This is a genomic window from Klebsiella sp. KE9456 (genome assembly GCF_043832615.1).
GTDB lineage: Bacteria > Pseudomonadota > Gammaproteobacteria > Enterobacterales > Enterobacteriaceae > Klebsiella > Klebsiella indica.
Window position 1 is genome coordinate 419,438 of the sequence record NZ_JBDYQK010000001.1, and the last position, 24,763, is coordinate 444,200.

Annotated in this window: 25 protein-coding genes; 7 read left to right on the forward strand and 18 right to left on the reverse strand. The window is 52.0% G+C overall.

The window, feature by feature from the left end; genetic code table 11:
* Positions 1-12 precede the first annotated feature (12 nt).
* Together ABK821_RS01895 and ABK821_RS01900 are read left to right on the forward strand one after the other, a co-directional pair.
* On the forward strand, positions 13-264 hold the full coding sequence (locus tag ABK821_RS01895) for an acyl carrier protein (RefSeq protein WP_138359816.1): 252 nt from the start codon (positions 13-15) through the stop codon (positions 262-264).
* 1 nt (position 265) lies between these two features.
* On the forward strand, positions 266-1,003 hold the full coding sequence (locus ABK821_RS01900; RefSeq protein ID WP_138359815.1) for an SDR family NAD(P)-dependent oxidoreductase: 738 nt from the start codon (positions 266-268) through the stop codon (positions 1,001-1,003).
* Between the two features lie 31 nt (positions 1,004-1,034).
* Here ABK821_RS01900 and ABK821_RS01905 read toward each other — a convergent pair whose 3' ends face one another.
* The 3 genes from ABK821_RS01905 to ABK821_RS01915 all read right to left on the reverse strand — a co-directional run bounded on the left by ABK821_RS01905 (position 1,035) and on the right by ABK821_RS01915 (position 3,645).
* Positions 1,035-2,234: an HD domain-containing protein gene (locus tag ABK821_RS01905; protein ID WP_138359814.1), complete on the reverse strand. Its 1,200-nt coding sequence runs from the start codon at positions 2,232-2,234 to the stop codon at positions 1,035-1,037.
* A 198-nt stretch (positions 2,235-2,432) separates the two neighbouring features.
* The gene (locus ABK821_RS01910) at positions 2,433-2,903 is read right to left on the reverse strand and encodes a hypothetical protein (RefSeq protein WP_343178613.1); all 471 of its coding nucleotides are present in this window, start codon (positions 2,901-2,903) and stop codon (positions 2,433-2,435) included.
* Positions 2,896-3,645 carry a helix-turn-helix domain-containing protein gene (locus tag ABK821_RS01915; protein WP_138359812.1) on the reverse strand — a complete coding sequence of 250 codons (750 nt, stop codon included), beginning with the start codon at positions 3,643-3,645 and terminating at the stop codon, positions 2,896-2,898. Before ABK821_RS01915 ends, ABK821_RS01910 begins: the two co-directional genes overlap by 8 nt.
* A 173-nt stretch (positions 3,646-3,818) precedes the next feature.
* Here ABK821_RS01915 and ABK821_RS01920 point away from each other — a divergent pair, with 173 nt between their 5' ends.
* Positions 3,819-4,139 (forward strand): FaeA/PapI family transcriptional regulator, encoded by a 321-nt coding sequence (locus ABK821_RS01920; RefSeq protein ID WP_138359811.1) that lies wholly within the window; start codon positions 3,819-3,821, stop codon positions 4,137-4,139.
* Between the two features lie 776 nt (positions 4,140-4,915).
* Positions 4,916-6,067, forward strand: a complete 1,152-nt coding sequence (gene fucO, locus ABK821_RS01925) for a lactaldehyde reductase (RefSeq protein ID WP_138359810.1) — start codon at positions 4,916-4,918, stop codon at positions 6,065-6,067.
* Positions 6,068-6,132: 65 nt separating this feature from the next.
* On the opposite strand, the gene ABK821_RS01930 is transcribed toward fucO, so the two are convergent.
* The 4 genes from ABK821_RS01930 to ABK821_RS01945 form a co-directional block, all read right to left on the reverse strand.
* A complete protein-coding gene (locus tag ABK821_RS01930) occupies positions 6,133-6,846 on the reverse strand; it encodes a FadR/GntR family transcriptional regulator (RefSeq protein WP_138359809.1) in 714 nt (237 codons plus the stop codon).
* Positions 6,847-6,935: 89 nt separating this feature from the next.
* Positions 6,936-7,985 carry an L-idonate 5-dehydrogenase gene (idnD, locus tag ABK821_RS01935; protein WP_138359808.1) on the reverse strand — a complete coding sequence of 350 codons (1,050 nt, stop codon included), beginning with the start codon at positions 7,983-7,985 and terminating at the stop codon, positions 6,936-6,938.
* Between the two features lie 10 nt (positions 7,986-7,995).
* Positions 7,996-9,360, reverse strand: a complete 1,365-nt coding sequence (locus ABK821_RS01940; protein WP_138359807.1) for an MFS transporter — start codon at positions 9,358-9,360, stop codon at positions 7,996-7,998.
* A gap of 92 nt (positions 9,361-9,452) precedes the next feature.
* On the reverse strand, positions 9,453-10,220 hold the full coding sequence (locus tag ABK821_RS01945; RefSeq protein ID WP_138359806.1) for an SDR family oxidoreductase: 768 nt from the start codon (positions 10,218-10,220) through the stop codon (positions 9,453-9,455).
* A gap of 342 nt (positions 10,221-10,562) precedes the next feature.
* Between ABK821_RS01945 and ABK821_RS01950 the strand changes: the two genes are divergently transcribed.
* Positions 10,563-11,816, forward strand: a complete 1,254-nt coding sequence (locus ABK821_RS01950) for an enolase C-terminal domain-like protein (RefSeq protein WP_343178612.1) — start codon at positions 10,563-10,565, stop codon at positions 11,814-11,816.
* Between the two features lie 61 nt (positions 11,817-11,877).
* Here ABK821_RS01950 and ABK821_RS01955 read toward each other — a convergent pair whose 3' ends face one another.
* The 5 genes from ABK821_RS01955 to ABK821_RS01975 form a co-directional block, all read right to left on the reverse strand.
* The gene (locus tag ABK821_RS01955) at positions 11,878-12,657 is read right to left on the reverse strand and encodes a heme ABC transporter ATP-binding protein (RefSeq protein ID WP_138359804.1); all 780 of its coding nucleotides are present in this window, start codon (positions 12,655-12,657) and stop codon (positions 11,878-11,880) included.
* Positions 12,650-13,645 (reverse strand): iron ABC transporter permease, encoded by a 996-nt coding sequence (locus ABK821_RS01960; RefSeq protein ID WP_343178611.1) that lies wholly within the window; start codon positions 13,643-13,645, stop codon positions 12,650-12,652. The genes ABK821_RS01955 and ABK821_RS01960 overlap by 8 nt, the downstream gene beginning before the upstream one ends.
* Complete coding sequence (locus ABK821_RS01965; protein WP_343178610.1) at positions 13,645-14,463, reverse strand: ABC transporter substrate-binding protein; 819 nt, start codon at positions 14,461-14,463, stop codon at positions 13,645-13,647. The genes ABK821_RS01960 and ABK821_RS01965 overlap by 1 nt, the downstream gene beginning before the upstream one ends.
* The gene (locus ABK821_RS01970; protein ID WP_138359801.1) at positions 14,460-15,500 is read right to left on the reverse strand and encodes a hemin-degrading factor; all 1,041 of its coding nucleotides are present in this window, start codon (positions 15,498-15,500) and stop codon (positions 14,460-14,462) included. The genes ABK821_RS01965 and ABK821_RS01970 overlap by 4 nt, the downstream gene beginning before the upstream one ends.
* Positions 15,501-15,593: 93 nt before the next feature.
* A complete protein-coding gene (locus tag ABK821_RS01975) occupies positions 15,594-17,963 on the reverse strand; it encodes a TonB-dependent receptor domain-containing protein (RefSeq protein WP_343178609.1) in 2,370 nt (789 codons plus the stop codon).
* 214 nt (positions 17,964-18,177) lie between these two features.
* Between ABK821_RS01975 and ABK821_RS01980 the strand changes: the two genes are divergently transcribed.
* Positions 18,178-18,483, forward strand: a complete 306-nt coding sequence (locus ABK821_RS01980; protein ID WP_138359799.1) for a SelT/SelW/SelH family protein — start codon at positions 18,178-18,180, stop codon at positions 18,481-18,483.
* A 56-nt stretch (positions 18,484-18,539) separates the two neighbouring features.
* Entirely contained in the window at positions 18,540-18,884 is a 345-nt protein-coding gene (locus ABK821_RS01985; RefSeq protein ID WP_343178608.1) for a nitrous oxide-stimulated promoter family protein, read from the forward strand.
* 91 nt (positions 18,885-18,975) lie between these two features.
* Here ABK821_RS01985 and ABK821_RS01990 read toward each other — a convergent pair whose 3' ends face one another.
* From ABK821_RS01990 to ABK821_RS02015, 6 genes are all read right to left on the reverse strand, one after another.
* Positions 18,976-19,821, reverse strand: coding sequence for a metal ABC transporter permease (locus ABK821_RS01990; RefSeq protein ID WP_138359797.1), 846 nt, complete (start codon positions 19,819-19,821; stop codon positions 18,976-18,978).
* Positions 19,802-20,662 carry an iron/manganese ABC transporter permease subunit SitC gene (sitC, locus tag ABK821_RS01995; protein WP_138359796.1) on the reverse strand — a complete coding sequence of 287 codons (861 nt, stop codon included), beginning with the start codon at positions 20,660-20,662 and terminating at the stop codon, positions 19,802-19,804. The genes ABK821_RS01990 and sitC overlap by 20 nt, the downstream gene beginning before the upstream one ends.
* A complete protein-coding gene (locus tag ABK821_RS02000; protein ID WP_343178607.1) occupies positions 20,659-21,480 on the reverse strand; it encodes a manganese/iron ABC transporter ATP-binding protein in 822 nt (273 codons plus the stop codon). Before ABK821_RS02000 ends, sitC begins: the two co-directional genes overlap by 4 nt.
* The gene (locus ABK821_RS02005) at positions 21,477-22,394 is read right to left on the reverse strand and encodes a metal ABC transporter substrate-binding protein (protein WP_138359794.1); all 918 of its coding nucleotides are present in this window, start codon (positions 22,392-22,394) and stop codon (positions 21,477-21,479) included. The genes ABK821_RS02000 and ABK821_RS02005 overlap by 4 nt, the downstream gene beginning before the upstream one ends.
* A gap of 857 nt (positions 22,395-23,251) precedes the next feature.
* Positions 23,252-24,199, reverse strand: a complete 948-nt coding sequence (locus ABK821_RS02010) for an alpha/beta hydrolase (protein ID WP_142502505.1) — start codon at positions 24,197-24,199, stop codon at positions 23,252-23,254.
* Between the two features lie 116 nt (positions 24,200-24,315).
* The gene (locus ABK821_RS02015; RefSeq protein WP_138359792.1) at positions 24,316-24,744 is read right to left on the reverse strand and encodes a molybdopterin-binding protein; all 429 of its coding nucleotides are present in this window, start codon (positions 24,742-24,744) and stop codon (positions 24,316-24,318) included.
* Positions 24,745-24,763 lie beyond the last annotated feature (19 nt).

Below are 24,763 nucleotides of genomic sequence, written 5' to 3' on the forward strand. Positions count from 1 at the left end.
TAAGGATAATTTATGATTCCGTATGATGAGGTTCTGCAAAAAGTCTGCGAAATGCTTTGCGATGCCAAAGATCTCGAGCCTGATGAGGTGGATGAGAACACGCCCCTCGTTCGGCTGAAGCTGGATAGTCTGGACTATGTTGAGCTGATGGTACTGGCAAAACGTGAATTCAACATTACCCTGGAGGCAGACTGGTTTATCCATAACCCTGGGATGACTATCGGTGAACTCTGTCAGCATATCAGCAAAGGATCGGACAACTGATATGGCGCAAAAATGGATACTGGTAACGGGGGGGAGTCGCGGTATTGGCCGGGCGCTGGTCACAGGGTTAGCGCAACACTGGAACGTGGTGTTCACCGGGCGCAACGAAGCCGCTATTCACGCTATTACAGCTCAGGAGCAGAACAAAAATTCCTCCCATTGGGTGCAAGGCTACGCCTGCGACGGCAACGATGAAGCAGGCGTGGAGTGTCTGGCGCATGATTTGGTGGCCGAGTGGGGCGCTCCCGAGGCGATCATCCACAACGCGGGGATCGCTCGTGATGGATTGCATATTCATCAGCATGCCGCGCAGTGGCGTGATGTGCTGGAAACCAACGTTATTTCAATGATTAACTGGAATCGAACTTTGCTCCCGGCAATGATGGTACAGCGGCGCGGCTCCCTTGTGCTGATGTCGTCGGTCAGCGCGCTAAAGGGCAACGTGGGGCAGACAGCGTACGCCGCAAGTAAAGCGGCGATGAGCGGCATGGCCCGTTCGCTGGCGTTGGAGGTGGCGCGCTTTGGCATCCGGGTGAACTGCCTGGCGCCGGGCCTGATTCGCACGGAAATGTTGGAGGAGATACCCGCTCAAAAATTAAAAGAGTTACGCCAGTCCATACCGTTGCGCAGGCTTGGAGAAACGGAGGATGTGCTTCAGGCCGTGGCGTTTTTAATTGGCGAGGGGAGTCAATATATGACCGGGCAAACCCTGGTGCTGGACGGCGGGCTGTGTGCCTGAATACTATCGCCGTAGGTACCAGGCTGGCCTGCTATCTGTCGGCGTCAGTAAGTTGTGAAATGCGTTCCACTAACCCTGCTATCTCTTTATCTGTCGTCTGATAAATCTGCATAATCTGCGAGGAATATTGTGCGACCAGGGACATAATAAATTGATGCATTTTATCTCCGCGATGATGGTTGATGATCTGAGCCAGCGATTTTTCCCCCGTTCGTGTGCTGGTGAAGACTTGAACTATCTGGCGCCCGATTGCGATCAGCGCCGCTTCGGGTTCAAGGCAAGGATTGCTTAATTGATAGGGGTTAAGGCTATTTTGCATAATCATCCATTCTGAAATATCGTCAATGCCCTCAATAAGATAGAGCGGTTGTTTACTTTTCTTCGCAGTAGATAAACGTTGCAGTGGCGGGCTATGGTCGAGACAAGAAATATTATGCAATAACCCACCAATTTCGACTTTTAGCGTTTGCGCTGCGCTCATTCCCATTTTTGTCGCCAGATAACCGGCAATACGTCCCACGGCTGCGGAATAGCATGGCGTTTGCTCAGCGAATTGATCGATGATAAAAGAGAGCAGTTTGGCGATATCGCGTAGGTTATGTAGTGAGATCGTGTCGTTATGAATTCCGGGTATTTCTTTGATGTAATCCCGATAGTCAGAGGAGGCCATGACTGTCCAGAAATGTTTATTTTCCGAGAGTGTCCTGAATGCTTGTATATATTCTTCTTTATAGAGGATGTGCGCACCGGCATTAACGATTTCAAGGAGTTTTTTACCTAAAAAAGCGATATGGGTCGCGCGGTGTTGACTGTAAAGGACATCAAGTCGATCGGCGAAAAACAACAGATGGCTCTCTTCGGGAACCAGTTCCCCTTCTATGTAATGCCCCAGACCGTTACGCCAGTGGGTATGGTGGTAGCGAACTATCTTGTTCAGTGGACGAAAAAGCGGAATCCGACTGAGTAATTCGCTCCCGATGAGCGCATGGTTGTTACGCTCATCATCAATGTAATTCAGTGGTTCCAGACGGGATTTTTCATTTAATCCGCCGATATCATGGACCAGCGCGGCAAGAACAGTTTTGCGCTGTAAAGCGGGTGACAGATCAACCCGACTGGCCAGATGCGATGCGATAAACGCGGTTCTGATATGATGCAGGTTCAGTTTCGGATTGATCATATCAATAGTATTGGCAATGCTGGCTAAGGTCGGGAGTAAATGTATGGTCATGATATCGCTGTAATATTAAACGGATGAGATAAGAGCCTATCCCATTAGGTCTATTTTGCTTGTCATTTTGAACCTGGGCAGTGCTCAGAATCCTCACGTACTACGTGTACGCTCCGGTTCTTCCGCGCTGGCCGTGTTCAAACTGTCTGCGCCAATAACGCCTGGTGGGATAGGCTCTAAGTCGCAATCAATGATGGACTATTTACGCTTGCAGCCATATTGAGGGAACGCCGGATTACCGAATAATATAGTATCATCATTAATATGATTGATATAGATTATTCTGTCATTGTTTTGGTCACTAAAGATGATTTTTTGAGCAATGCTTTCTGGCGTGTTATCATTATTATGACGAATTATCCTAATTTCCGGCGCGTGGAAAAGCGTGCGGCTGTTTTTATATTTTTTCAATGAGAGAGAAATACTGCGCGAGACAATATATTTTTCATCGTTACTGGTGATCAATCCTTCAAAATTGATAAAAAGACCATCCGGTGAGAACTCAGCGGAGAGGAGTCCCTCGGCGCGGAAAGTATCTTCATTTATTTTCTGAGTAACATCATACTTCGATTCGCAGGATAATACACTGCGGTTATTGAGACAAAAATAAAATAACAGCGAAACTGCTATGATCAGGCCAACGCCAGTCGCTAATAGATATTTACGCATTTTTTATTTCCTTATAATAGTAACTGTGGCATTGCTGGTGTTTAAGATCGCATTCAAGGATAAATATGTTCATGTAACGTCCTAATCCATGGTCATCATTGATTTTTCGTTTGAAAAAATAAATCTCCTTAGGTGTCGAACAGTCAATTTCCGAGGGGAGCATTTTTTCATTTTGAGGATTATCAAGAAACTCTGTTGTGGATAGCGCGTCGACAGAGTGGATGCTACACTTATCCTGATAGAAGGTTTGATTGCTGGTTTGTTTTTTATAGAAAAATGAGTAAGTGATAAAAAAAATACTTACGGATAATATCAGGGCGAAAAATAATGTCTTGCGGTGTCGCCAGATAAGTCTTTTTCTGGAGAGTTCCGGAGGAATGTCCGGAAGGGTGAATGATGAGTGGTAATCGCAGTCGGTCGTGACAATGATTTCATCAGAAATCTTAAAACCAATTCGCGGTATCGTAATAATCACATTTTTCTCAATGCCAAGGTCCGAGAGGCTGCGACGAAGCGTTGAGATGTATTGATTAAGATTACTGTTTGACGGCCTGGCACCGTATTTTTCAAATACCGCCTGAAAAATATCAATACGTGAAATGATATCTCCCTGCTGCCGCAACAGGGTGGCCAGAAGACGAGTCGATGTCGCTGAAAGTTCAATACAATCACCCGTTAACAAGTTGACCAGAGAAGCTTCCTCTGTATCGAAAGTAATAAATCCCTCTATATCGAACCGCATTTTTATCTCCATACGGAATTAAAAATCCACTCTTTATATCAGGGTTTTTATCATAAAAAAAAGTAATTTTTAGATAAATATTCTGTTTAAAGTGAATTTTTAAGCTAATGTTGTCGTTTTTGTGTGGTCAATCCATACTGTCATTCGTTGGAATTGACAGAAGGAGCTGATGCATGAAGATTGCAACCTCATTATGTAACCCTGGCTTACAGCATAGGTCTGGTCGTGCTGTTGAGAGTTTAAGGGTATTGATGACCGCTATGGGTATCAATAAACTCTCCGGGGTGAACGTACCAGAGCAAGAGCATATTCTTTACATACTAAAAGAACATTCTCCTGAAGGATTACTTACTCGTGAATTAGCTGACATATGTGAAATGTCAATATATAAAGTCAGACATTTGCTATTGCCACTAGAGAAGTATGGTCAGGTCGTTAGAATAAAAATAAAAAAACATCATAAATGGTATTTTTATAATAAATATATTGATTGAAAGCCATACTAACAAGAGGCCTGGATGTTTGCAATCAACAGAGGGAATTTAGCTGATTTTTACATTTATTAATTATGCCTGAGGGGCTAAATCTCGCGAGATACTGAGAATGTTCTTAGTAATAGTGCGTCTCACCTCTTAAAGAGATCGTTTTTTACTTTGGCAATTCTTATTTTGATAAGTATTTATCAATAATAACAGATAATTCTTATAAAAAGCGTTCGTGATGGCGCCGGTAGACGCCGACTCTGTTGATAAAATGCGGCGGTTGTTTGTGACATGTTATTGTTATGTAGCAATGAGTTTTGCTCAGCATCGAGTGCATCTGACTACGGTTCATTGGACGGCCAGGGACTGGCCTGATTATTGTGCGTAGCGCACGTCATCCTGAAAGCGTACGGGTATCTATACGCTATCTTTCATTCTGTCTGATCCGTTCTGCTCTACAGCCCGGTTTTATGTGTAAAAATGCGATCCCTTTCACTGCACGGGATAACAGTGTGATCTGGCTCAAATTAAACACTGCGTGAGAGCAATACTTCCCGTTGGATTATATGCTGAGCTGTGACTCAGGACCGCTGTGACCACGGCAGAGAGTGATGTCCAATATACTGGAAAAACTTCCCGTAATATAAGGTGAATGAGAATTAACTGAGCTTGAGTGCGGGAGGATTGAGGGGTTGTTTGATATTAAATAATAAAACTACCGTGTCATTCACGTTACTGTAAGTCTAAATATTATGGTGATTAAACATGTGTACTGGAGGGAGTACAAGATGGCTTACAGAATGATTTTAAACGAAACCTCTTATTTTGGCGCAGGCTCCATTAGCTGCATTGTCGATGAAGTGAAAAAACGGGGATTCAAAAAAGCGCTGGTGGTCACTGACGAGGATCTGATTCGTTTTAAGGTTGCGACAAAAGTATTCGACATTCTTGACGGAGCCGGACTGGCCTATAGTATCTTTGATAAAGTGATCCCCAATCCGACGATTGAGGTGGTGCAGCAGGGCGTTGAGGCCTTTAAGCAATCGGGGGCCGACTATCTGATTGCCATTGGTGGCGGTTCGCCGCAGGATACCTGTAAAGCGGTCGGGATTATCATTAATAATCCCGAATTTGCCGATGTTCGCAGTCTGGAAGGTGGTGCAGACACGAAAAATGCCGCCGTGCCAATGATTGCCATCCCAACGACTGCCGGTACGGCGGCGGAAGTGACCATTAACTACGTCATTACCGATGTTCAGAATCGCCGTAAATTTGTTTGTTATGATCCACATGATATCCCGGTTGTGGCGATTATCGATGCTGAGATGATGGCCAGCATGCCCGCCAGCCTGAAAGCCGCGACCGGTGTTGATGCGCTGACTCACGCGATTGAAGGATACATCACTAAAGGTGCGTGGGAACTAACCGACATGCTGCACCTGAAGGCTATCGAAGTCATTGGCCGTTCGCTTCGCGCTTCGGTACGGGGCGAGGCGCAGGGAGCCGAAGGGATGGCGCTGGGGCAATATATTGCCGGGATGGGCTTCTCGAATGTCGGGCTTGGTCTGGTTCATGGCATGGCGCATCCGCTGGGCGCGTTCTACGGTACGCCGCATGGCGTCGCGAATGCGGTGCTGTTACCGCATATTATGGCCTACAATGCCGAATTTACCGGTGAGAAATATCGCGATATTGCCGTTGCGCTGGGGAATAAACAGGCGGCGACCTTACCGATCGCTGAAGCGCGTAAGGCGGCGGTTGACGCGGTGGCCGCGCTTAATCGCGACGTGAATATCCCTGCGCGTCTGCGCGATGTCGGAATGAAAGAGGACGATATTGACGCCCTGGCTGCCGCAGCGCTGGCGGACGTATGTACCGGCGGTAACCCGCGTGATACCAGTCTGGAAGAGATTAAGGCGCTGTATCGGGCAATTTTTTAAGCTAACCATCTCAACCGTAGCCGGTAATGCTACCGGCTACGGTGTGATTTCGCTATAACCATCCATCAATTACCGCTCGTTTCAGACTTAATCTTGTCAATGGCAGTCACGTTTTCCGACATCGCTTCATTGAGGACTTTTACCGCTGTGCTGGCATCGCGATTCTTAATCGACATATAGACCTTGATATGGGCTTCAACGCTTTCAAGGGTAATGCCCAGTGCGCGGTTAAGTTCTTCAAGATAATAGTAATAAATATCTTTGATAGAATTCATTACGTTATAAAAGACGCTATTGTGCGAGGCTTTGACAATCGCCAGATGGAAAGCGTAATCCGCTTCAGAATATTTTTTATAGTCGCCTTTGTTGATGAGCATATTGTTGAGCGCTTGTTCAAGCTGGAGAATATCCTCATCGGTAGCGTGAGTGACGGCCAGTTCTACGCATTTGAATTCCACGGTCTGACGGAAGATCATCATATCGTGAAACTCTTCTCGGCTAAGATGCATGATAGGGCGAGGATCGTTGCTCAGCATTTGCGGTGTGAAGTGATCGCTAACGTAACTACCGCTTCCCTGGCGGGTGACGATAATGCCGAGATCGCGAAAACGTTGAACTGCGCTGCGCACGCTGACCCGGCTGACGTTAAAGGAAGTGGTAAGCTCAGCTTCAGAGGGGAGGCGGCTACCCGGCGGCCAGCTACCATCCAGCAGTTTTGCGCTTATCTGATCATAAATTTCACTGACAACATTCTGTTTTTGAATGGATTTTATGCTCAAAATCGCTGTCCATTAAAGTGCTGAGAATAACAGCATTGTATAACAATTCATTTTTAAGAACAAAGCGCCCGAGCGGGCGCTTGTCACTATTATTCAAAGCGAATGAGGACCTTAGCAGAAATATTTTTGTCGGTGGCGGTAATCAATGCCTCTTCAATTTTTTCTGGAGAGAACTCAGCGCTGATTAATGGGCGTGGATTAATGCGCCCGTCTTCCAGCCACCTCACCGCAGTCGTAAATTCGTCGATGAATCGGAAAGAACCAATCCAATTAATCTCTTTGACCAACATTGCTGAAACTGGCCAACTCTCCGGATTTGCGCCCATACCAACCTGAACGATCTTTCCCGTAGGTCGAGTGAACGCCACCGTTGAGGTGATAGCTGCTGGTGCGCCTGATGCTTCAAAGACTACATCAAAGTAACCTCTATTTTGCTGATAATGCGTCACGCGTTTTTCGTCGCGTGGATCCATAACTGCCGTAGCCCCCATCTGTCGTGCCAGATCCAAACACCGTGGGCTTAAATCGGAGGCGACCAGTTCAGAAGCACCAGCACATTTTGCCGCGGCTAAAATCAGACAACCGATAGGTCCCGCGCCGATGACCAACACACGTTTCCCGGTGAGCTGTCCCGCCATTTTTACCGCGTGTATGGCGACGGCTAAAGGTTCGGAAAAGGCCATCACATTTGCCGGAACCTGACTAGCATAAGGAATGCATTGTTCCGGTTTAACCACCACATATTCTGAGAAGCCGCCATTAACGTGAGGGTTAAATTGCGCACTTCCCATAAAGCGCATTGCGCCACACATATTTTGCTTGCCTGAAAGGCACATCTCGCATTGATTACACGGGCTGGAGGGGTTTATGGCTACAGTCTGACCAACCTTTAATTCACTGCCTGCCGGGATTTTTTCGACTATGCCGACAAATTCATGTCCGATAACCATCGGATGTTTCAGAATCGACATGCCAGCGCGACCATGCTGATAATAATGGATATCAGAGCCACAGATCCCACCGCAGGCTACTTTGACCACGACGTCATCATTACTGTATTCAATGTCACGCGATTCAAAACGAACATCTTTTTCTGCATGCGCCAGGCATGCATTACAGGTTATTTTCTCAGTGTTCATGATTTCCTCATTATTTATTTGTGGGGGCGGCTGGATGCATTACGCTGTCATTGCTACTATTTGCCTTCTTGTTATCAGGCAAAATAACTTCGATTTTTCCTACCAGGAAAATATAAGCCAGCAGTCCGAGTCCGGCGACCGCTGCGATATACCACATGGCATAATGAAAGTTATGCGTACGATCGAGAATAACGCCGATAACTATTGGGCTAACGATACCAGATAAATTTCCACATATATTCAGGATTCCCCCCATAGTGCCGAGAAAATTACGTGGTATGACATCGCTCCAGACTACCCAGCCTAAATTTGAAAAAGCATTGGCGAAAAATGCGATTGAGAGAATAACAATAGCGACGATCGGTTGATCTTCAAAAAAGTTCACCATGACAATAATCATGGTGACGCACAGGCCAGCCATTACTGGTAATTTACGTGCTAATGTTCTGGATTTTCCTTTTTTCAATAGCATATCACTGAGTGTTCCGCCGCATAACACGCCAAGCATTGCCATAATATAGGGGAGCATGGCACCAATGCCTGCTTTGGAAATAGAAAGATGTAGCCCTTTTTCCAGATAGACAATAAACCAGGTGAGAAAGAAATAGAGCGTTGAGGAACAGGCGAATTGGGTAATAAAAAGCCCCCAGACGGTCTTCTTAGTGAGAAAGAATTTAATATCCTGCCAGCTTATTTTGGTATTGACGGAAGATTGGTTTACGGAACCATAACCACCACCGGCCTTGATATAATCGAGCTCTGCTTGATTAGCCGAAGTACTGTGTTGCGGATCACGGTAGTATATTAACCAGTATATGCCAAACAATATTCCCACGCCACCGGACAAATAGAATGACATTTCCCAACCGTAATTCGCCACAACAAATGATAGTGCCGGTGTCAGCAGAGCCAGACCGATATATTGTGCGCTGGAGTAAATGGCCGTGGCTCGTGCGCGTTCATGATCCGGAAACCAGGTAGCAATAATTTTTGTATTAGAAGGAAATGATGGTGCTTCGGCGACGCCAATTAATGCGCGGCACACTAATAGCATAGCGAATGAAGCAGTAGTGGTAGTGAATAAATGATGAGAGGAAAATCCCATCATGAAAGTAAATATACTCCATAATATAATTGCACCGCCATAAAGAATACGCGAGCCAATTCGGTCGAGAACGTAGCCGACGGGGATCTGGCTGGCGGCATAAGCCCAGGTGAACATAGAAAAAAGTAAACCGAGCTGTGTTGGCGTTAGCGTAAAATCATTCTGGATATTCGTGCCGGCAACTGCAAGATTGGCGCGATCCATATAATTAATTGCCGTTACAATAAACAACAATGTGAGAATAAAGAGTCGTGATCTTGAAGCCTTCATAATAATACCTGTGTTATGTCGGCAGGTTTTTACATTTAATGCAAAAACTTGCCGGGAATTTTAAAGGCAAAAATGTTAATTTCTTTGCCGAATTACAGCACCGCCAGCCAGCCGCCATCGACGTAAATAATCTGCCCGTTTATATAATCAGAGGCTTTTGATGACAGAAAAACAGCGGTGCCAATTAATTCACTTGGGTGACCCCAGCGCTGTGATGGGTTGCTATTTTTCACCCAACTATCGAACTGTTGATCTTCTATAAGCGCGGTATTCATATCTGTCAGAATATAGCCTGGGCCAATGGCGTTAGTCTGGATATTAAATTGCGCCCATTCGGCTGCCATGGAGCAGGTGAGCATTTTGATGCCGCCTTTCGCCGCTGTATAGGGGGCGACAGTCGGTCGGGCTGCCTGGCTGGTCAGCGAACCAATATTGATGATTTTCCCTCCGGAATTGCGAGCAATCATCCGTTTCGCAGCGGCACGAGAAACGAGGAAAGCGCTGGTCAGGTTGGTATCAATCACCTTTTGCCAGTTTTCCAGCTCAAGTTCCACCATCGGTTTACGATACTGAATACCGGCATTGTTTATCAAAATATCGACGTGGATATTTTGCGCATCAAGCTCTGCAAAGGCTTTTTCAATGGCGTCTTCATTTGTCACATCAAACGCCATGCCGTGTGCGCGATACCCTTTACTTGCCAGTTTTTCTACAGACTCTGTCAGCAGCGTATCGCGAATGTCGTTCAGAATTACTGTTGCGCCCTCAGCGGCGAGCCCTTCCGCATAGGCAAATCCCAGCCCACGTGCCGATCCGGTGACCAGCGCTGTTTTCCCCGTTAAATCGAATAATGCGCTCATTTCATTTCCTCATTGGCTTTATTTGTATGACGACTGTCTTATTTAAGATTGTTTTTTTGAATGATAAAAGCAACATCCTAAAAATAAATTTGCAACCATGATCACAAATGCAAGGCATTCTTATAAAGTGTTTATAGTTATATTATTGTTATTAATGTATTTTTTTTATATTTTGTATCAATGATATGATCGAGGTCACAGAATAGGGCATTGAGGAAACGCTTACCTTTCAGGCGTGATATAACAATACTAAGTTGTAGGACAACCTACAAATTTAGCGTTGCCATTTCATTATGACTTGTTGCATGGCATGTAGTTAATTCGCGGAACTAAGGAGTTAAAGTGAGTAACCTGAAAATCACCAATGTGAAAACGATTCTGACGGCGCCCGGTGGCATTGATCTGGCCGTTGTAAAAATCGAAACCAACGAACCAGGGCTGTATGGCCTGGGCTGTGCGACATTTACCCAGCGTATCTTCGCGGTGAAAAACGCCATCGATGAGTACATGTCGCCTTTTCTCGTTGGCAAAGATCCGATGCGTATTGAAGATATCTGGCAGTCAGGTGCGGTCAGCGGTTACTGGCGTAATGGGCCGATTATGAATAATGCGCTATCCGGCGTTGATATGGCTCTGTGGGATATTAAAGGTAAGTTGGCGGGGATGCCGGTTTATGAGTTGTTGGGCGGCAAATGCCGCGACGGTATCCCGTTGTATTGCCATACCGATGGTGGTGATGAGGTGGAAGTTGAGGACAATATCCGCGCCCGAATGGAGGAAGGTTATCAGTATGTACGCTGTCAGATGGGGATGTATGGCGGTGCAGGGACAGATGATTTAAAGCTGATTGCAACTCAGTTGGCTCGGGCGAAAAATATTCAGCCCAAACGCTCTCCACGGAGTAAAACGCTGGGTATTTATTTTGACCCGGACGCCTACGCGAAAAGTGTTCCGCGTCTGTTTGACCATCTTCGCAATAAGCTGGGCTTTGGTATTGAATTCATACATGACGTACATGAGCGAGTGACCCCGGTTACCGCGATTAATCTGGCGAAAACGCTTGAACAATATCAACTTTTTTACCTTGAAGACCCGGTAGCACCGGAAAATATCGACTGGCTCAAAATGCTTCGTCAACAATCTTCCACGCCGATTTCCATGGGGGAGCTGTTTGTGAATGTGAATGAGTGGAAGCCGTTAATCGACAATAAGCTGATCGATTACATCCGTTGTCACGTCAGCACCATCGGCGGCATTACACCCGCGAAGAAACTGGCGGTATACAGTGAGTTGAACGGCGTGCGTACTGCGTGGCACGGACCTGGCGACATCTCGCCGGTCGGTGTCAGCGCAAATATGCACCTTGATCTGAGCTCGCCAAACTTCGGCATTCAGGAGTACACGCCGATGAATGATGCTTTACGTGATGTCTTCCCGGGATGTCCAGAGATAGAGCTAGGGTACGCTTATGTGAACGATAAGCCGGGCCTGGGAATCGATATAGATGAAGCTAAAGCGGCGAAGTATCCCTGTGAAGGCGGGATCCCGTCATGGACGATGGCGCGGACGCCGGATGGGACCGCGTCAAGACCGTAAGCTGCGCAGTAAACCACTGAAACGGCGCAAGCGGGCTTTATATACGCTTGCGCCCTTTTGCTCACGGCGCCAGATACACCTGCGGTACGGCGATATCCGGGTGCTCTCCCATACTTACCTCCGCCCCATACCAGCGGCTAATAATCGGTTGTTGAATCACTTCCCGCGGCGTGCCCTGCGCTACCACGTTGCCCTGATGCAGCAACAGAATATGGTCGGCCCAGAGCGCCGCGAGATTCAGATCGTGCAGGACCACACAGACATGCAGTTTGCCGCTGCGGGTCAGACGCCTGAGCAGGCGCAGAAGATGTTGCTGATAGTACAGATCCAGCGCCGAAGTGGGTTCATCGAGAAACAGCCAGCCTTCGGGCGCGCCATCGCGCCATAGCTGCGCCAGACTCCGGGCCAACTGGACTCGCTGCTGCTCGCCGCCGGAAAGAGATGGATAGCGTCTCCCGGCGAGGTGATCACAGCCGGTCTCATTCATCACCTGGCGGATCATTTCCATGTTCGGCGTGCTGCCCCAGGGCGAGCGGCCCATGGCGATAACGGTTTCAATCGGCCAGTCGGCGTGGAGCTGAGTACGTTGCAGCATCACCGCCCGGCGACGGGAAAGCGCTTGCGCCGACCAGCTTTCCAGCGGCCGTCCCTCGATTAACCGTTCGCCATCGTCAGGGGTTAAAAAACCGGTTAACAGACGCAACAGGGTTGATTTCCCCGCGCCGTTAGGGCCAATCAGCGCCATCATTTCGCCGCCACGCAGTTCAAGGGAAACATCGTTAATAATCTGCCGATTACCGATGCGCAAAGAGAGCGAACGCGCACTATAGCGGTTATCCATGAATTTCTCTTTCCCGACGAAAAATGAGCCACAGGAACCACGGCGCGCCGAGCGCGCTGGTCAACAGACCGACCGGCATCTCCGCAGGGGCGGCGACGGTGCGCGCCAGGGTGTCGGCCAGCAGGAGCAGTATCGCGCCGCACAGCAGCGAACCGGGGATCAGGCCGCGATGGTCAGGCCCCAGCCACATCCGCATCAGATGCGGCACCACAAGGCCGATAAAACCAATAATGCCGCTGATAGCCACTGCGGAGGCCACCAGCAGTGCGCTGCATAACAGCAACAGCCGCTGCAATGCGCGGACGTTAACGCCGAGATAGTGCGCTTCTTCATCGCCCAGCTGTAACAGGTTAAGACGCGAGGCCATTGCCCATACCACGATGGCGGCCGGGATCATCAGCGTGGCCGCCACCAGCAGCGTGGACCATTCCGCCTGGCCGAGGCTACCCATGCCCCACAAGGAAAGCTGACGCAACTGGCTATCATTGCTGAGCCACGCCAGCACCCCGACCAGCGCGCCGCACAGGGCATTAATGGCAATGCCGACCAACAGCAGGCGCGAGAGCGAGGCGTCTCCGGCCCGGCTGAGAATAAAAATGACTACCATCACCGCCACGCTACCGATAAACGCCGCCAGCATCGGCGCATACAGCGCCACCAGCGCCGGGAGCGACAGAGGGAGCACCAGCCAGCAGGCCACCGCCAGCGCCGCGCCGCTGCTGATCCCTAAAAGCCCTGGATCGGCGAGCGGATTGCGAAACAGCCCCTGCATCACGCAGCCGGAGAGCGCCAGCGCAGCCCCCACCAGCAGCGCCAGCAGTACCCGCGGCAGGCGTATGGTTAACCAGATATTTCTCAGGATCTCATCGCCGGCAGGGAGCAGGCTGCTCAATGGCAGACGCATCGCCCCAAGGCTCGTGGCAAACAGCGTCAGGATGACCAGAAGCAGCGTCATTAACCACAGATGACGGGCAGGGTGGGATCGCATCAGGGCAACTGCTCCGCTTTTTGCCGCAGGGCGAGTATCGCCTGCGGCGTGCGCGGGCCAAAGCCAAGCAGGGCCATATCGTCAATCACCAGCACCTGCTTATGACGCCCCGCCGGCGTTTGCGCCAGTCCCGGCAGCTTCCACAGTCCGGTTTCGCCGCCCATCCCTTTCAGACCATCGGCAGAAATGACCACCAGATCCGGCCGACTGGCGATAACGCCTTCCTGGGACATACTGCGATAATGGTCGAAGCCCTGCATCGCGTTCTGTAGACCAGCCGCCCTGATCGCGCCGTCTGCCGCCGTTTGTTTACCGGCCACCATGCTGTTCATGCCGCCGTGGCTGAGAATAAACAGCACGCGTTTATTCATGGGCTGAGACGGAATTTGCGCTATCTGCCGATGAAGCTGCTGACGCAAGGCTTCACCTTCGCGCTGTTTGCCGAGGGCGTCAGCAATGACAGCGATCTTTTTCTCGATTGCCGGAAAATCATAGCCGCCCGGTACGCTGACCACTTTAACCTTGTTCTCTTCGACCTTTTTCAGCACCAGAGAGGGCCGTGCCTGCGCGCTGGCTAAGACCAGCGTCGGGCGCAGAGAGAGGATCCCTTCGGCGTTCAACTGGCGCAGATAGCCCACATCCGGCAGGTTCTGCGCGGCAGCAGGCCAGGTACTGGTGCTGTCTTTGGCCACCAGTTGCGGCTGGGCGTCAAGCGCGTAAACCACCTCCGTGACGTCGCCGCCGAGAGAGACTATCCGCTCGGCGGCGGCGCTGACCAGCAGCGGAAACGCCGCAAGTAATATCAGCCAGCGCTTCATGCGATCGACCCTTCGGTTGTTAAACGATCAACCTGCGTGCGCCACTGCGCCTGTTCCGGGTGGCCTTCGCTGCGTTGGCCATATAGCTGGGCGATTTGCGTGCCGTCTTTCGCGAACAACTCGACGCTGGTAACGTGACCGTCGGACGTGGGTTTGCGGGTTACCCAGATTTCATCGACGCTATCTTCGCGCAGATGCAGGGTAAAAGCGGTATTGAATATATTCAGCCAGCCGCGCATTGGGGCAACGTTTTCCAGTACGCCGGTGAAGATCTGCACGCAGCCACGGTTGCCGACGAAAATCATGATCTCATTGCCATCCTTGTGGATGGTGTCCAGCAGTGCCGGGAGTGTCTCTTTTTCAATCCGGCAGGCGAGATCATCGCTGACCAGGCGGAACGCCTGCTGACGTGACAGGTTATATTTTCTCAGCAGGCCGAAGAACTGGTGTACGTCGGTCATGGCGCGCCATTCCTTTTCCAGCGCCGCGCCGTCGGCGGAATCGGCAAATTTCACCTCCGTGACCGGAAGAATCGTCAGCGGAGCAGGAGCGCTTTGCCGGTACCCGGCAATCAGCGCATCCCAGGCCGCCATATCCGTATTTCCGGTGGTGTAAACCTTGAGCAACGCATCGCCGTGGGCGTCGAAGAACTGAATACTCTGGCGACCATTGTCGGTCAGGTGAAAAGCGCTGGCCCACTGGCTAAGGAACAGGCGCAGGTCGAGGGCGCGTGGATTGAGGATCAGCCCGGCGTGGCCGCTCAGATGCTGATGAGTAAATGCGCCGACCTGTTCATGTACCGCGTATTCATTGCGGCAGATGCATTTGGTTTCGCCTACCGCTTCCAGCGCCGCCAGAATCGCGCGCGCGTCGTCCTGCAGGCGTACAGCATCGTGGCCCAGACGGGCCTCGGTCAGTTCGGCTTCGCTAATCCCCATTTCACTGGCGATATCGCGCGCGTATCTGGCGGAGGATTGTGCTTTGGTGGTCAGATAGCGCTGCCACAGCGGAGCATGTTGCGATGGCGTGTTTGGCATAATTCACATCCTTCTCTACGATGAGTATCCCCGGCGCGCGGGCCGGGGAGCAGGTTTCTTATTATTGCGTTTGTCAAAAACGTATCTGGCTAATCAGAAATCGACGTTAACGCCCAGTTGCCAGGTCCGGCCTGGCATCACCGCCAGCGCTTTATCGTTAGCGTCCTGATTGGTGGCCGTTTCGATATTGCGACTGCTCAGATAATCCCAGTATTTACGATCGGTAATGTTGTAAACCCCGCCGTTCAGGCGCACGTTTTTCGTCACCTGCCAGTAAGCGGTCCAGTCCAGCATGCCGTAACCCGGAACGCGCATATATTCGCTGGTGGAATCGGTAATGGCCGAGCCGCTGTTGGAGTAGCTTTCGCGGTTGGTGGCGGTAGCGCGTTTGCCCTTAACAAAGGTGGCAGTCAGGGCGGTACCGTACCGTTTTGCCGGATCGTCCCATGCCACGCCGACGATCGCCTTCATTGGCGCGACGCTATCAAGATCGACGTATTTATCGCCGCTGTAGCTGGATTTCGATTGTCCTTCGCTATAACCGTAGGCGAGGGTGGCGCTCAGGCCGTTAACCTCTTCAAACCAGGTGCCAAAGTTGAATCTGGCGCTAATTTCGCCGCCGTAAATATAGGCTTTATCGCGGTTTTCCGCCTGGTAGATGGTGTAGATGTTCGACGGCACATTGGTGAACTGTGTTGGGTTATTGGCGCGGGTGTAGCGGGTATAGGCGATAAAGTTCTTATAGCTGTTGTAGAACAGCGCGGTGCGCATGGTAATGCCTTCCGTCACTTCGCCCTTCATCCCCCACTCGAGGTTATCGCTGGTTTCGGTTTTCAGATCGGTATTCCCGATCAGTGCATACTGCTGACTGGCCGCATAGCTGGAGCCGAGGTTCCAGGAGCCATACAGCTGGCTGGCGTTGGGGAACTGCGCCCCGCGCTTATATTGCAGGTAAGTCATCAGCCGAGGAGTGATATCGTACTGGAAAGTCAACGACGGCAGCGCCTGGGTATCGGCGTTCTTGCCATACAGCGTCGAGACCGCCGACCCCGTCAGCACGCTGCTGTTGTTGGCCAGGTCGGAGAGATTTTCCGGTTTGGTCGATTGATGTACCACACGAATGCCCGGGATAACGGCGAAATTATGGCTGTCGAGGTCGAAGTTAATCTGGTCCTGCACGAAACCGGCGACGATATAACTGCGGCTGTCGGCGTCCGGTTGCATAATCACGCTGTAGGCGCCAGGGGTTGGCGACTGGGTTAGCGGGCGCTGAGTTTTGGTGGTGCTGGCGTTAAAACCGGCGCTCAGGTCGTGGCGGCCGATCGATTTTACCAGCGCGCTCTGAATGCCCCAGGTATCGGTATCGTAGTCGGAGCTCACTGTTTGCATCGCGCGGGTGATACTGTCCGGCATATAAGTCCAGTCATGGGCTTCGGTATGCTGGTAGTAGACTTTGGTTGATACGCCGTCGATATAGTCATTCATCGGCGTCCAGTCATCTTTCAGGCTCAGGCCCCAGCGGCGGGTCTGGCTGGTCTGGTTGGTGGTGCCGATGATGCTGCTGCCGCTGGAGTTCCAGGCGTCGTAATGGGTATGGTTGGTTTTATGGTAATAATCGAATGTACTGGTCAGCTTGTGTTCGTCATTCGGCTGCCAGATCCCGGACGCCATAAACGCGTCCGAGTGCCAGTTTGCCGGGTATGAATCAAGCGTCCCGCTGTTATTTTCCGTCTCCTGACCGTCGCGACGGCTGTAGACGAAGATGCCGCGCAGGGTTTCATCGCCGCCAGCGACCGTGACGCCATTGTGCCAGCTACGGTCGGCGGAATCATAGCCGCTGCGGTAGCCGAAGGCGCTGGTTTTCCCCGGATGCAGATAGTCATCGGCGGATTTCGGACGGAAAGAGACGTTGCCGCCGATAGCGTTGTTGGGGGTATCGATCGAGGTCGCTCCGGACTGAATATCAATGCTGCCGTACATGTACGGGTCGATGTAGTCGCGCCCCATTCCGAAAGTATTGAGGCCTGCGCGGCTGGCATAGCTGCGCCCGGTGGCATTGGGCTGGGCGATACCGTCGACGTCGATACCGACGCGGTTGCTTTCCATGCCGCGAATGTTGTAGCCGGTATAGCCGCCGCGGTCGAAGCCGCTTTTACCGTTGCCGGAACCGCCGCTGGCGCCGGTCGCGCTAATCAACGGTTCGTAACGCATAATGGAACCAAAATCGTTGGCGCCTTTATCCTGCAATTCCTGAGCGCTGATGGAATGCTCGCTGCCTGCTTTTAGCACAGGGGCTGGCGCGGTCACGGTCATCTGTTCCGAGCTATCCTCAGAGGCGGTATTGCTGGCCGCTTTCGTGTTGGTATCTGCCGCCCCGGCAGAAGTTTGATAGATTGCTGCAAGCAAAGAGGTCACCAGCAGGCTTTTCTTGAACCATGCTGTTGATTGAGTGGAGATATACATAATAGCCACGCCTTGATAATTATTAGTATTGGCCCACGCATTACTTCCAGAGTGCAGGTGTGTCCTGTTATTCCATGACTGGACATGTTGTTCCATACTTAATTATCGCGAATGGTAATGATAGGTATTATCGTTTGCAACAAAATTATTGATTATTTCTCAATTAATCTGCAAGTTGTTTACAATTTACCCCTTTACTGACAGTGAGAAAGCGATGAGTCACAAAGCCGCTATTACCATTACCTATTGTTCGCAATGTAACTGGATGCTGCGCGCCAGCTGGATGGCCCAGGAATTGCTGCACAGTTTCAGTACCGATATTGGCTCGGTGACGCTGGTACCGGGAACCGGCGGGATTTTCGTGGTGACGGTTAATGAGGTACAAATTTGGGAGCGTAAGCAGGATGGTGGTTTTCCCGATGCCGCCGAACTGAAACGCCGGGTTCGCGACGTTTGCTTCCCGGACAAAGCGCTGGGACACGTGGATAAACCGGCATACTCCTCAGGGAGTAGTGAGTGACATTGCTCTCTTTAAACGTGTATTATTAATGCATCTTTATTGGTGAGGAACAGTCTATGGCGGGGAAACGTATTGCGCGGGAAAAAAAGACCATTAGCAGTATGATTTCGCTCTATCGGCGCCTCTGTCAGGATGCCAGCGACGACGCTGAACATTACCGGGCGCTTAATGCCTACGCGGACAAGCGTCTGGATAAGTGCGTATTTGGTGAAGAAAAACCCGCCTGCAGGCAGTGTCCGGTGCACTGCTATCAACCCGCGAGACGCGAAGAGATGAAGCAGATTATGCGCTGGGCCGGGCCGCGAATGCTCTGGCGTCATCCGATCCTGACATTTCGCCATCTGATTGATGATAAACGCCCTGTCCCCGCGCTTCCCGAAAAGTACCGGTCTAAAAAATAGCCCCGGCTCGCGCTGCGTAGCGCTTTCGGGAGCATCCCCTCACCCTGAAAGGGCAAGGGGGCCTGTTTTATTCCAGGCACTTCCGGCGGCGCTAGCCGCGGCCTGGTGCTTCTGACAGCGTTCGATGATCGCGAACCGACGTACTGACAAACGCGATAACAAACAGGAGGGTAAACAACACCACAATGGTCGGCGCGGGGGCGCTGTCGAGATAAAACGACAACCACACGCCGCCCAGTGAACAGCTCACCGCAATGACCACTGCCAGCAACAGAGCGCTGACGAAGCGCCGTGTCAACAGCAGGGCGATTGCCCCCGGCGCGATCAGTAATGAAATCGACAGAATAATCCCCACGGCTTTTAGCGTTGCGACGATGGTCAGCGCAATCATGCACAGCAGCCCGTAGTGCAGCAGCCCGCAGCGCAGCCCGCTGGCCCTGGCCTGCTGCGGATCAAAGGCGTGCAACAGAAAATCGCGCCACTTCAGGCCGATAATTAAGGCGATGAGCAGCGCAATCAGCGACGTTTGTACAATATCATTGGCCGAAATACCCAGCATATCGCCAAACAAAATATGGTCGAGATGAACCTCCGACTGAATCGCGACGTACAGCACCAGACCCGCGCCGAACATCCCGGAAAACACAATTCCCATGATCGTGTCGCGCTTGATGCGACTGTTATCATCGAGGTAACCGGTGGCGATAGCGCAGAATAACCCGGCGATAAACGCGCCGATGGCGAAGGGGACGCCGACAATATAGGCCACCACGACGCCGGGAAATACCGCATGGCTCATGGCGTCGCCCATCAGCGCCCAGCCTTTCAGCACCAGGAACACGGAAAGCAGCGCACAGGGAACGGCGACAATCATTGCCACCAGTATGGCGTTAACCATAAAAGGAAACTGGAAAGGTTCAAGCAGCACGTTCAGCATGGGACCTCCTGGCGAGACGACGGCTGGCAAGCAGGCCGTGCTTCGGTGCAAAAACAAAAGCGACTAAAAACAGCAGCGTTTGCGCCACGACGATGATGCCGCCGGTCGCACCGTCCAGATAGTAGCTGATCCACGCGCCGAAAAAGCTGGTCAGGCTACCGATAGCCACGGCAATGAGCAGCAGGCGCGGGAAGCGGTCGGTCAGCAGCCAGGCGGTGGCGCCGGGGGTGACCACCAGGCAAATCACCAGGAATGCGCCGACGGTTTGCAGTGCCGCCACGGTACAGGCCGCCAGCAACGTGAAGAACAACAGTTTCAGCCCACGGGTATTGAGGCCAATTGAACGGGCGTGGTTCTCATCGAAAAAGGTTACCATCAGGTCTTTCCACTTCAGCAGCAGAATTACCATCGAAATAAAACCAATTGCCGCCAGTTGAATAATATCCTCCGGGGCAATGGCCAGAATATTGCCGAGAATAATGGTCTGGATATTCACCGACGTGGGATTCAGTGAAACCATAAACAGGCCGATGCCGAAAAAAGAGGAGAAGATCAGGCCGATAATCGCATCTTCTTTCAGCTTCGAGCGTTGATTGAGAAACAGCATACTGCCCGCTGCCAGCCCGCCGGAAAGAAAGGCGCCCAGCGCGAAAGGCAGGCCGAGCATATATGCTCCCGCCACGCCGGGTACGATGGAGTGGGAGAGGGCATCGCCAATCAACGACCAGCCTTTGAGCATCAGATAGCAGGAGAGAAACGCGCACACGCCTCCCACCAGCGCCGAGACCCACATCGCGTTCAGCATATACTGATAGCCAAACGGCTCCAGCAGCCAGTTCATTCCTTACCTCCCGCCACGCGGCGGCTAATAAACGGCCGCTCATCGTCGGTAATAATTTTCTCTTCCGCGCCGCTCAACACTACATGGCGCAGTACGCCGCTAAAAGCGATCTCAAGGTTTTCAGCGGTAAACGTGGTTTCCGTCGGGCCGCTGGCCAGCACGGTACCTTTGACCATCACCGTGTAGTCGCAGAATTCGTTCACCGAACCGAGGTTATGGGTCGAAACCAGCATGGTACACCCTTCATTGCGCAGCTCCCGCAGCAGCTCAATGATGCGCGCTTCCGTCTGCACATCGACGCCGGTAAAGGGCTCATCCAGCAGAATCACTTTCCCTTGTTGGGCGATCGCGCGGGCCAGAAACACGCGCTTTTTCTGTCCGCCGGAAAGTTCGCCTATCTGCCGGTGGCGATACTCGCTCATGCCGACCCGCGCCAGCGCGGCATCAACAATTTCATGGTCGCGTTTTTTCGCTCGTCGTAGCCAGCCCATATGGCCGTAGCGGCCCATCATCACCACGTCTTCCACCAGCACCGGGAAGGACCAGTCCACTTCTTCCGCCTGCGGGACATAGGCGACGAGGTTCTGGCGCAGGGCCCGGTTAACCGGCTGGCCGAGAATCGCAATATCGCCGCGCGCCACGTGAACAAAGCCCATCAATGCTTTAAACAGCGTCGACTTTCCTGAGCCGTTCACCCCGACCAGCGCGGCAATCGAACCGCGTGGGACGTTGAATGACGCGTCCCGCAGGGCGGTATGCCCGTTACGCCAGGTCACGCTGACGTTGTTGACTGCGATCCCCGGTAGTGCGTCACTCATGATTGTTTCCTCAATCCGTCGTTGATGCCCTGGACGATGGTTTGCGTGGTGACGCGCAGCAGGTCGAGATAGGTCGGCACCGGGCCATCGGCGGCGCTCAGAGAGTCGACGTATAAAACGCCGCCGTAGTGAGCGCCTGCTTCTCTTGCCACCTGGCGCGCCGGTTTATCGGAGATAGTGCTTTCGCTAAAGATGGTCGGGATATGCTTTTTCTTCATCGTATCAATGGTTTTGCGCACCTGCTGCGGCGTGCCCTGTTGGTCGGCGTTGATTGGCCACAGGTAGAGTTCGCGCAGATCGTTGTCGCGAGCCAGATAGGAGAATGCGCCCTCACTGGTCACCAGCCAGCGTTTATCCTGCGGCAGTTTCCCCAGTTCCGCCTTCAGCGGTGCCATGGTCTGGCGAATTTTCTCTTTGTAAGTCTCGGCGTTGTGGCGGTAAGTATTGGCATTCTCAGGATCGTATTTCACCAGCGCGTCGCGGATATTGTCGACATAGATCAGGGCGTTATCTGCGGACATCCAGGCATGTGGGTTGGGTTTGCCGTTATAAGGCCCTTCGCTGATGCCCATCGGCTGAATGCCGTTGCTGACCACCACCTCTGGTACGCCGTTCAGGTGCTGATAAAAACGGGCGAACCACAGTTCAAGATTGAGGCCGTTGGCGAGGATCAACTGCGCGCCTTGTGCCCGCCTGATATCCCCGGGGGTCGGCTGATATTCATGGATCTCGGCACCGGGTTTAGTGATTGAACTGATGTCAGCCGCATCGCCCGCGACGTTTTGCGCCATGTCGGCGATGACGGTAAACGTGGTAATGACTTTAAATTTCTCTTTTGCCTGGACGGGGGCAATGGTCAGTAGCGCCAGAGTCGTGGCAAGCAGCAGATGTTTCAAAGGTGGCAGGTGCAGCATAGGATCCCTCACAGGTTGCAGGTTGCGATTAATTAATCATCATTTATAGCTTTTGCTATGTTATATAGCACAGGCTATTAGTAAATGAAAATGATTATTATTTAAATTCAAGGCAAATGGTTAGCATGAGAACAAAATCGTGCAGCAGACCAGATTCTGTCAGGGGAATGATGAAGAAGGCAGTGGAGGCGGTTTTTCTTAATTTTTTATTATATAACAATATGTTATTTGTTTAAGGCCATTTGCTGAAGAGACGCTTAATGAAGCGTGCGCTTACCGACTTACAAGAGGCAGGAGGCTAATGCTGGTCAGTTAAGGGGCTGTCAGCCGTGTGTAGAGGCTGGCTGCTCGGTTCCGTTAATCGGTGGTTCTGGCGAAATCCCTATTCGGTTGCAAAACGCAGGAGATTTGAACCCACAGCCGCAGGGGAGTAACCGTTTCAGCCCAGGCTCACAGCAGGGGGGTTGGGCGCATCAAGGAAACCTGGCGGGAACGCAGGCGCGCATCCAGGACTGGCCGCCAGGACGGCGGCCAGAGGGCGGGTCGAGACAGGACGTCGAGTCCCGCCCGGTCCGCCAGATGAAGCCGGAGTGGAGCGGACCGCGCAGCGGCAGGTTTTCAGCGCAATGCCGGGGGTGCAGGGGGACGGGCGAAACGTCCCCCTGGCCGTTCACACGCAATGCATATGAAGAATATCCTCGTATTAACCGTGAACGGAACAGGCCACTGAATCCAATGGGGAAATTAAAAATGCGCCATTTTCACCAGAACCACCGAAAAAGCGAATGCCGTTAGTCAATGAAACAGACGACAACACCGATGACTCGCTTAACCGATTGGCATCAGAACAGGTGACGCTATTTTTTCATGTCGGGCAGCGAGTCTATCCAGTTCATCGCCAGCTGCGGCCACTCGGCGACGGGCAGACCTTTCGTTCCACGAATACCGAAGCCATGCTTGCCCTCGGCGAACAAATGCAATTCCGTCGGCACCTTGTGGGCGCGCAGCGCGTTGAACATGACCAGTGAGTTATCCACCGGTACCGAAGGATCGTCTACCGCATGCAGAATAAATGTCGGCGGCGTCTCAGGCGTCACATTCTGCTCCGGCGAATAACGGCGCTGTTGCTCTGCTGTCGGCGTATCGCCAATCAGCGCTTTGCGCGAGCCGCGATGGGCAATCGCCGGATCCATGGAAATCACCGGGTACGCGAGTATGGCAAAATCTGGTCGCGCGCTCTGCTGGTCGATAGCATCGATGGCGGTGTAAACCGACGCGTTGTAGCGGGTCTCCAGGCTCGCTGCCACGTGCCCCCCGGCGGAAAACCCCATGATACCGATTTTATGCGGGTCGATATGCCACTCTGCGGCACGCGACCGCAGGGTACGCAACGCGCGCTGTACATCGGCCAGCGGAGCATCGCTGCCCTCCGTGTGACCCTCCGCGGGCATCCGATAAGTCATCACAAACAGGGTATAGCCTTGCGCATTAAATACCGGCGCAAGGTCGCTGCCTTCTTTATCCAGCACCACACGCTGATATGATCCTCCTGGCGTCACCAGCAGGGCGATACCGTTGGGCTTCTCTGGCGCATAAACGGTGATTGCCGGGGCGCGAATGCCGGTGACGGCGCGGTCAGGCAGCGCGGGATTGTTACTGCGCTCCACGAGAGATTCAACCACCGGGCTGTGTTTCGCCCCGGGCGCTTCACCGCCGGGCCAGACTGAAAAGGTCGACAGGGAGGCGAATGCCGTCGGAGCAGACAAAAGCAGCATGATGGCCGCCGCCAGGGGTAAACGCGTCATAAGCATCTCCAGTAAGGAAAAGGCTTATTTATCATTGATGAGTAACAAGTATTGCGAGTGGCTTCACAGAACGCCGTTTCATTTAAATAGAAATGAAACGGCGTTCTGAATATTAATCAGGCGCGGGTGGCAATAAGAATGGCGGAAGCCTTAATCAGCGCGATGACACGGCTGCCCTGCGCCAGCTTCATCTCTTGCTGGCTTTCATTGGTGACCACGGCGATGATTTCAAAGCCCGCGTCGGCCTGAATATGCACGGTGGCGTTCACCGCGCCTTCTGTCACCTGGGTCACGCTACCGGTGAACTGGTTGCGGGCGGAAAACTTCAGACCACAATCTTCTGTCGCCAGCGTGACCCACGGCGCTTTAATCAGCGCAATGGCGTCTTTACCTGTCGCCAGACCCAACACTTCTTTGCTGCTGTGGGTGACGATCGCCACCAGCTTTGCGCCGCCCGCTAAAGTCAGTTCGATTTCGTCGTTGACTGCGCCAGTGGCGACCGCGCTGACTGTGCCGGCGAGTTGGTTACGTGCTGATACCGCCATAATGCCTCCGCTCAATGCG

Coding starts and splice junctions, on each gene's coding strand:
- sitC (WP_138359796.1), bottom strand. CDS start 20,662: ATGAACTGGCTGCTGGAGCCGTTTGGCTATCAGTATATGCTGAACGCG.
- ABK821_RS01965 (WP_343178610.1), bottom strand. CDS start 14,463: ATGAAGCGCTGGCTGATATTACTTGCGGCGTTTCCGCTGCTGGTCAGC.
- ABK821_RS01955 (WP_138359804.1), bottom strand. CDS start 12,657: ATGGATAACCGCTATAGTGCGCGTTCGCTCTCTTTGCGCATCGGTAAT.
- ABK821_RS02010 (WP_142502505.1), bottom strand. CDS start 24,199: ATGACGCGTTTACCCCTGGCGGCGGCCATCATGCTGCTTTTGTCTGCT.
- ABK821_RS02005 (WP_138359794.1), bottom strand. CDS start 22,394: ATGCTGCACCTGCCACCTTTGAAACATCTGCTGCTTGCCACGACTCTG.
- ABK821_RS02015 (WP_138359792.1), bottom strand. CDS start 24,744: ATGGCGGTATCAGCACGTAACCAACTCGCCGGCACAGTCAGCGCGGTC.
- ABK821_RS01970 (WP_138359801.1), bottom strand. CDS start 15,500: ATGCCAAACACGCCATCGCAACATGCTCCGCTGTGGCAGCGCTATCTG.
- ABK821_RS01915 (WP_138359812.1), bottom strand. CDS start 3,645: ATGCGGTTCGATATAGAGGGATTTATTACTTTCGATACAGAGGAAGCT.
- ABK821_RS01960 (WP_343178611.1), bottom strand. CDS start 13,645: ATGCGATCCCACCCTGCCCGTCATCTGTGGTTAATGACGCTGCTTCTG.
- ABK821_RS01980 (WP_138359799.1), top strand. CDS start 18,178: ATGAGTCACAAAGCCGCTATTACCATTACCTATTGTTCGCAATGTAAC.
- ABK821_RS01910 (WP_343178613.1), bottom strand. CDS start 2,903: ATGCGTAAATATCTATTAGCGACTGGCGTTGGCCTGATCATAGCAGTT.
- ABK821_RS01975 (WP_343178609.1), bottom strand. CDS start 17,963: ATGTATATCTCCACTCAATCAACAGCATGGTTCAAGAAAAGCCTGCTG.
- idnD (WP_138359808.1), bottom strand. CDS start 7,985: ATGAACACTGAGAAAATAACCTGTAATGCATGCCTGGCGCATGCAGAA.
- fucO (WP_138359810.1), top strand. CDS start 4,916: ATGGCTTACAGAATGATTTTAAACGAAACCTCTTATTTTGGCGCAGGC.
- ABK821_RS01990 (WP_138359797.1), bottom strand. CDS start 19,821: ATGCTGAACGTGCTGCTTGAACCTTTCCAGTTTCCTTTTATGGTTAAC.
- ABK821_RS01900 (WP_138359815.1), top strand. CDS start 266: ATGGCGCAAAAATGGATACTGGTAACGGGGGGGAGTCGCGGTATTGGC.
- ABK821_RS01895 (WP_138359816.1), top strand. CDS start 13: ATGATTCCGTATGATGAGGTTCTGCAAAAAGTCTGCGAAATGCTTTGC.
- ABK821_RS01945 (WP_138359806.1), bottom strand. CDS start 10,220: ATGAGCGCATTATTCGATTTAACGGGGAAAACAGCGCTGGTCACCGGA.
- ABK821_RS02000 (WP_343178607.1), bottom strand. CDS start 21,480: ATGAGTGACGCACTACCGGGGATCGCAGTCAACAACGTCAGCGTGACC.
- ABK821_RS01940 (WP_138359807.1), bottom strand. CDS start 9,360: ATGAAGGCTTCAAGATCACGACTCTTTATTCTCACATTGTTGTTTATT.
- ABK821_RS01905 (WP_138359814.1), bottom strand. CDS start 2,234: ATGACCATACATTTACTCCCGACCTTAGCCAGCATTGCCAATACTATT.
- ABK821_RS01920 (WP_138359811.1), top strand. CDS start 3,819: ATGAAGATTGCAACCTCATTATGTAACCCTGGCTTACAGCATAGGTCT.
- ABK821_RS01985 (WP_343178608.1), top strand. CDS start 18,540: ATGGCGGGGAAACGTATTGCGCGGGAAAAAAAGACCATTAGCAGTATG.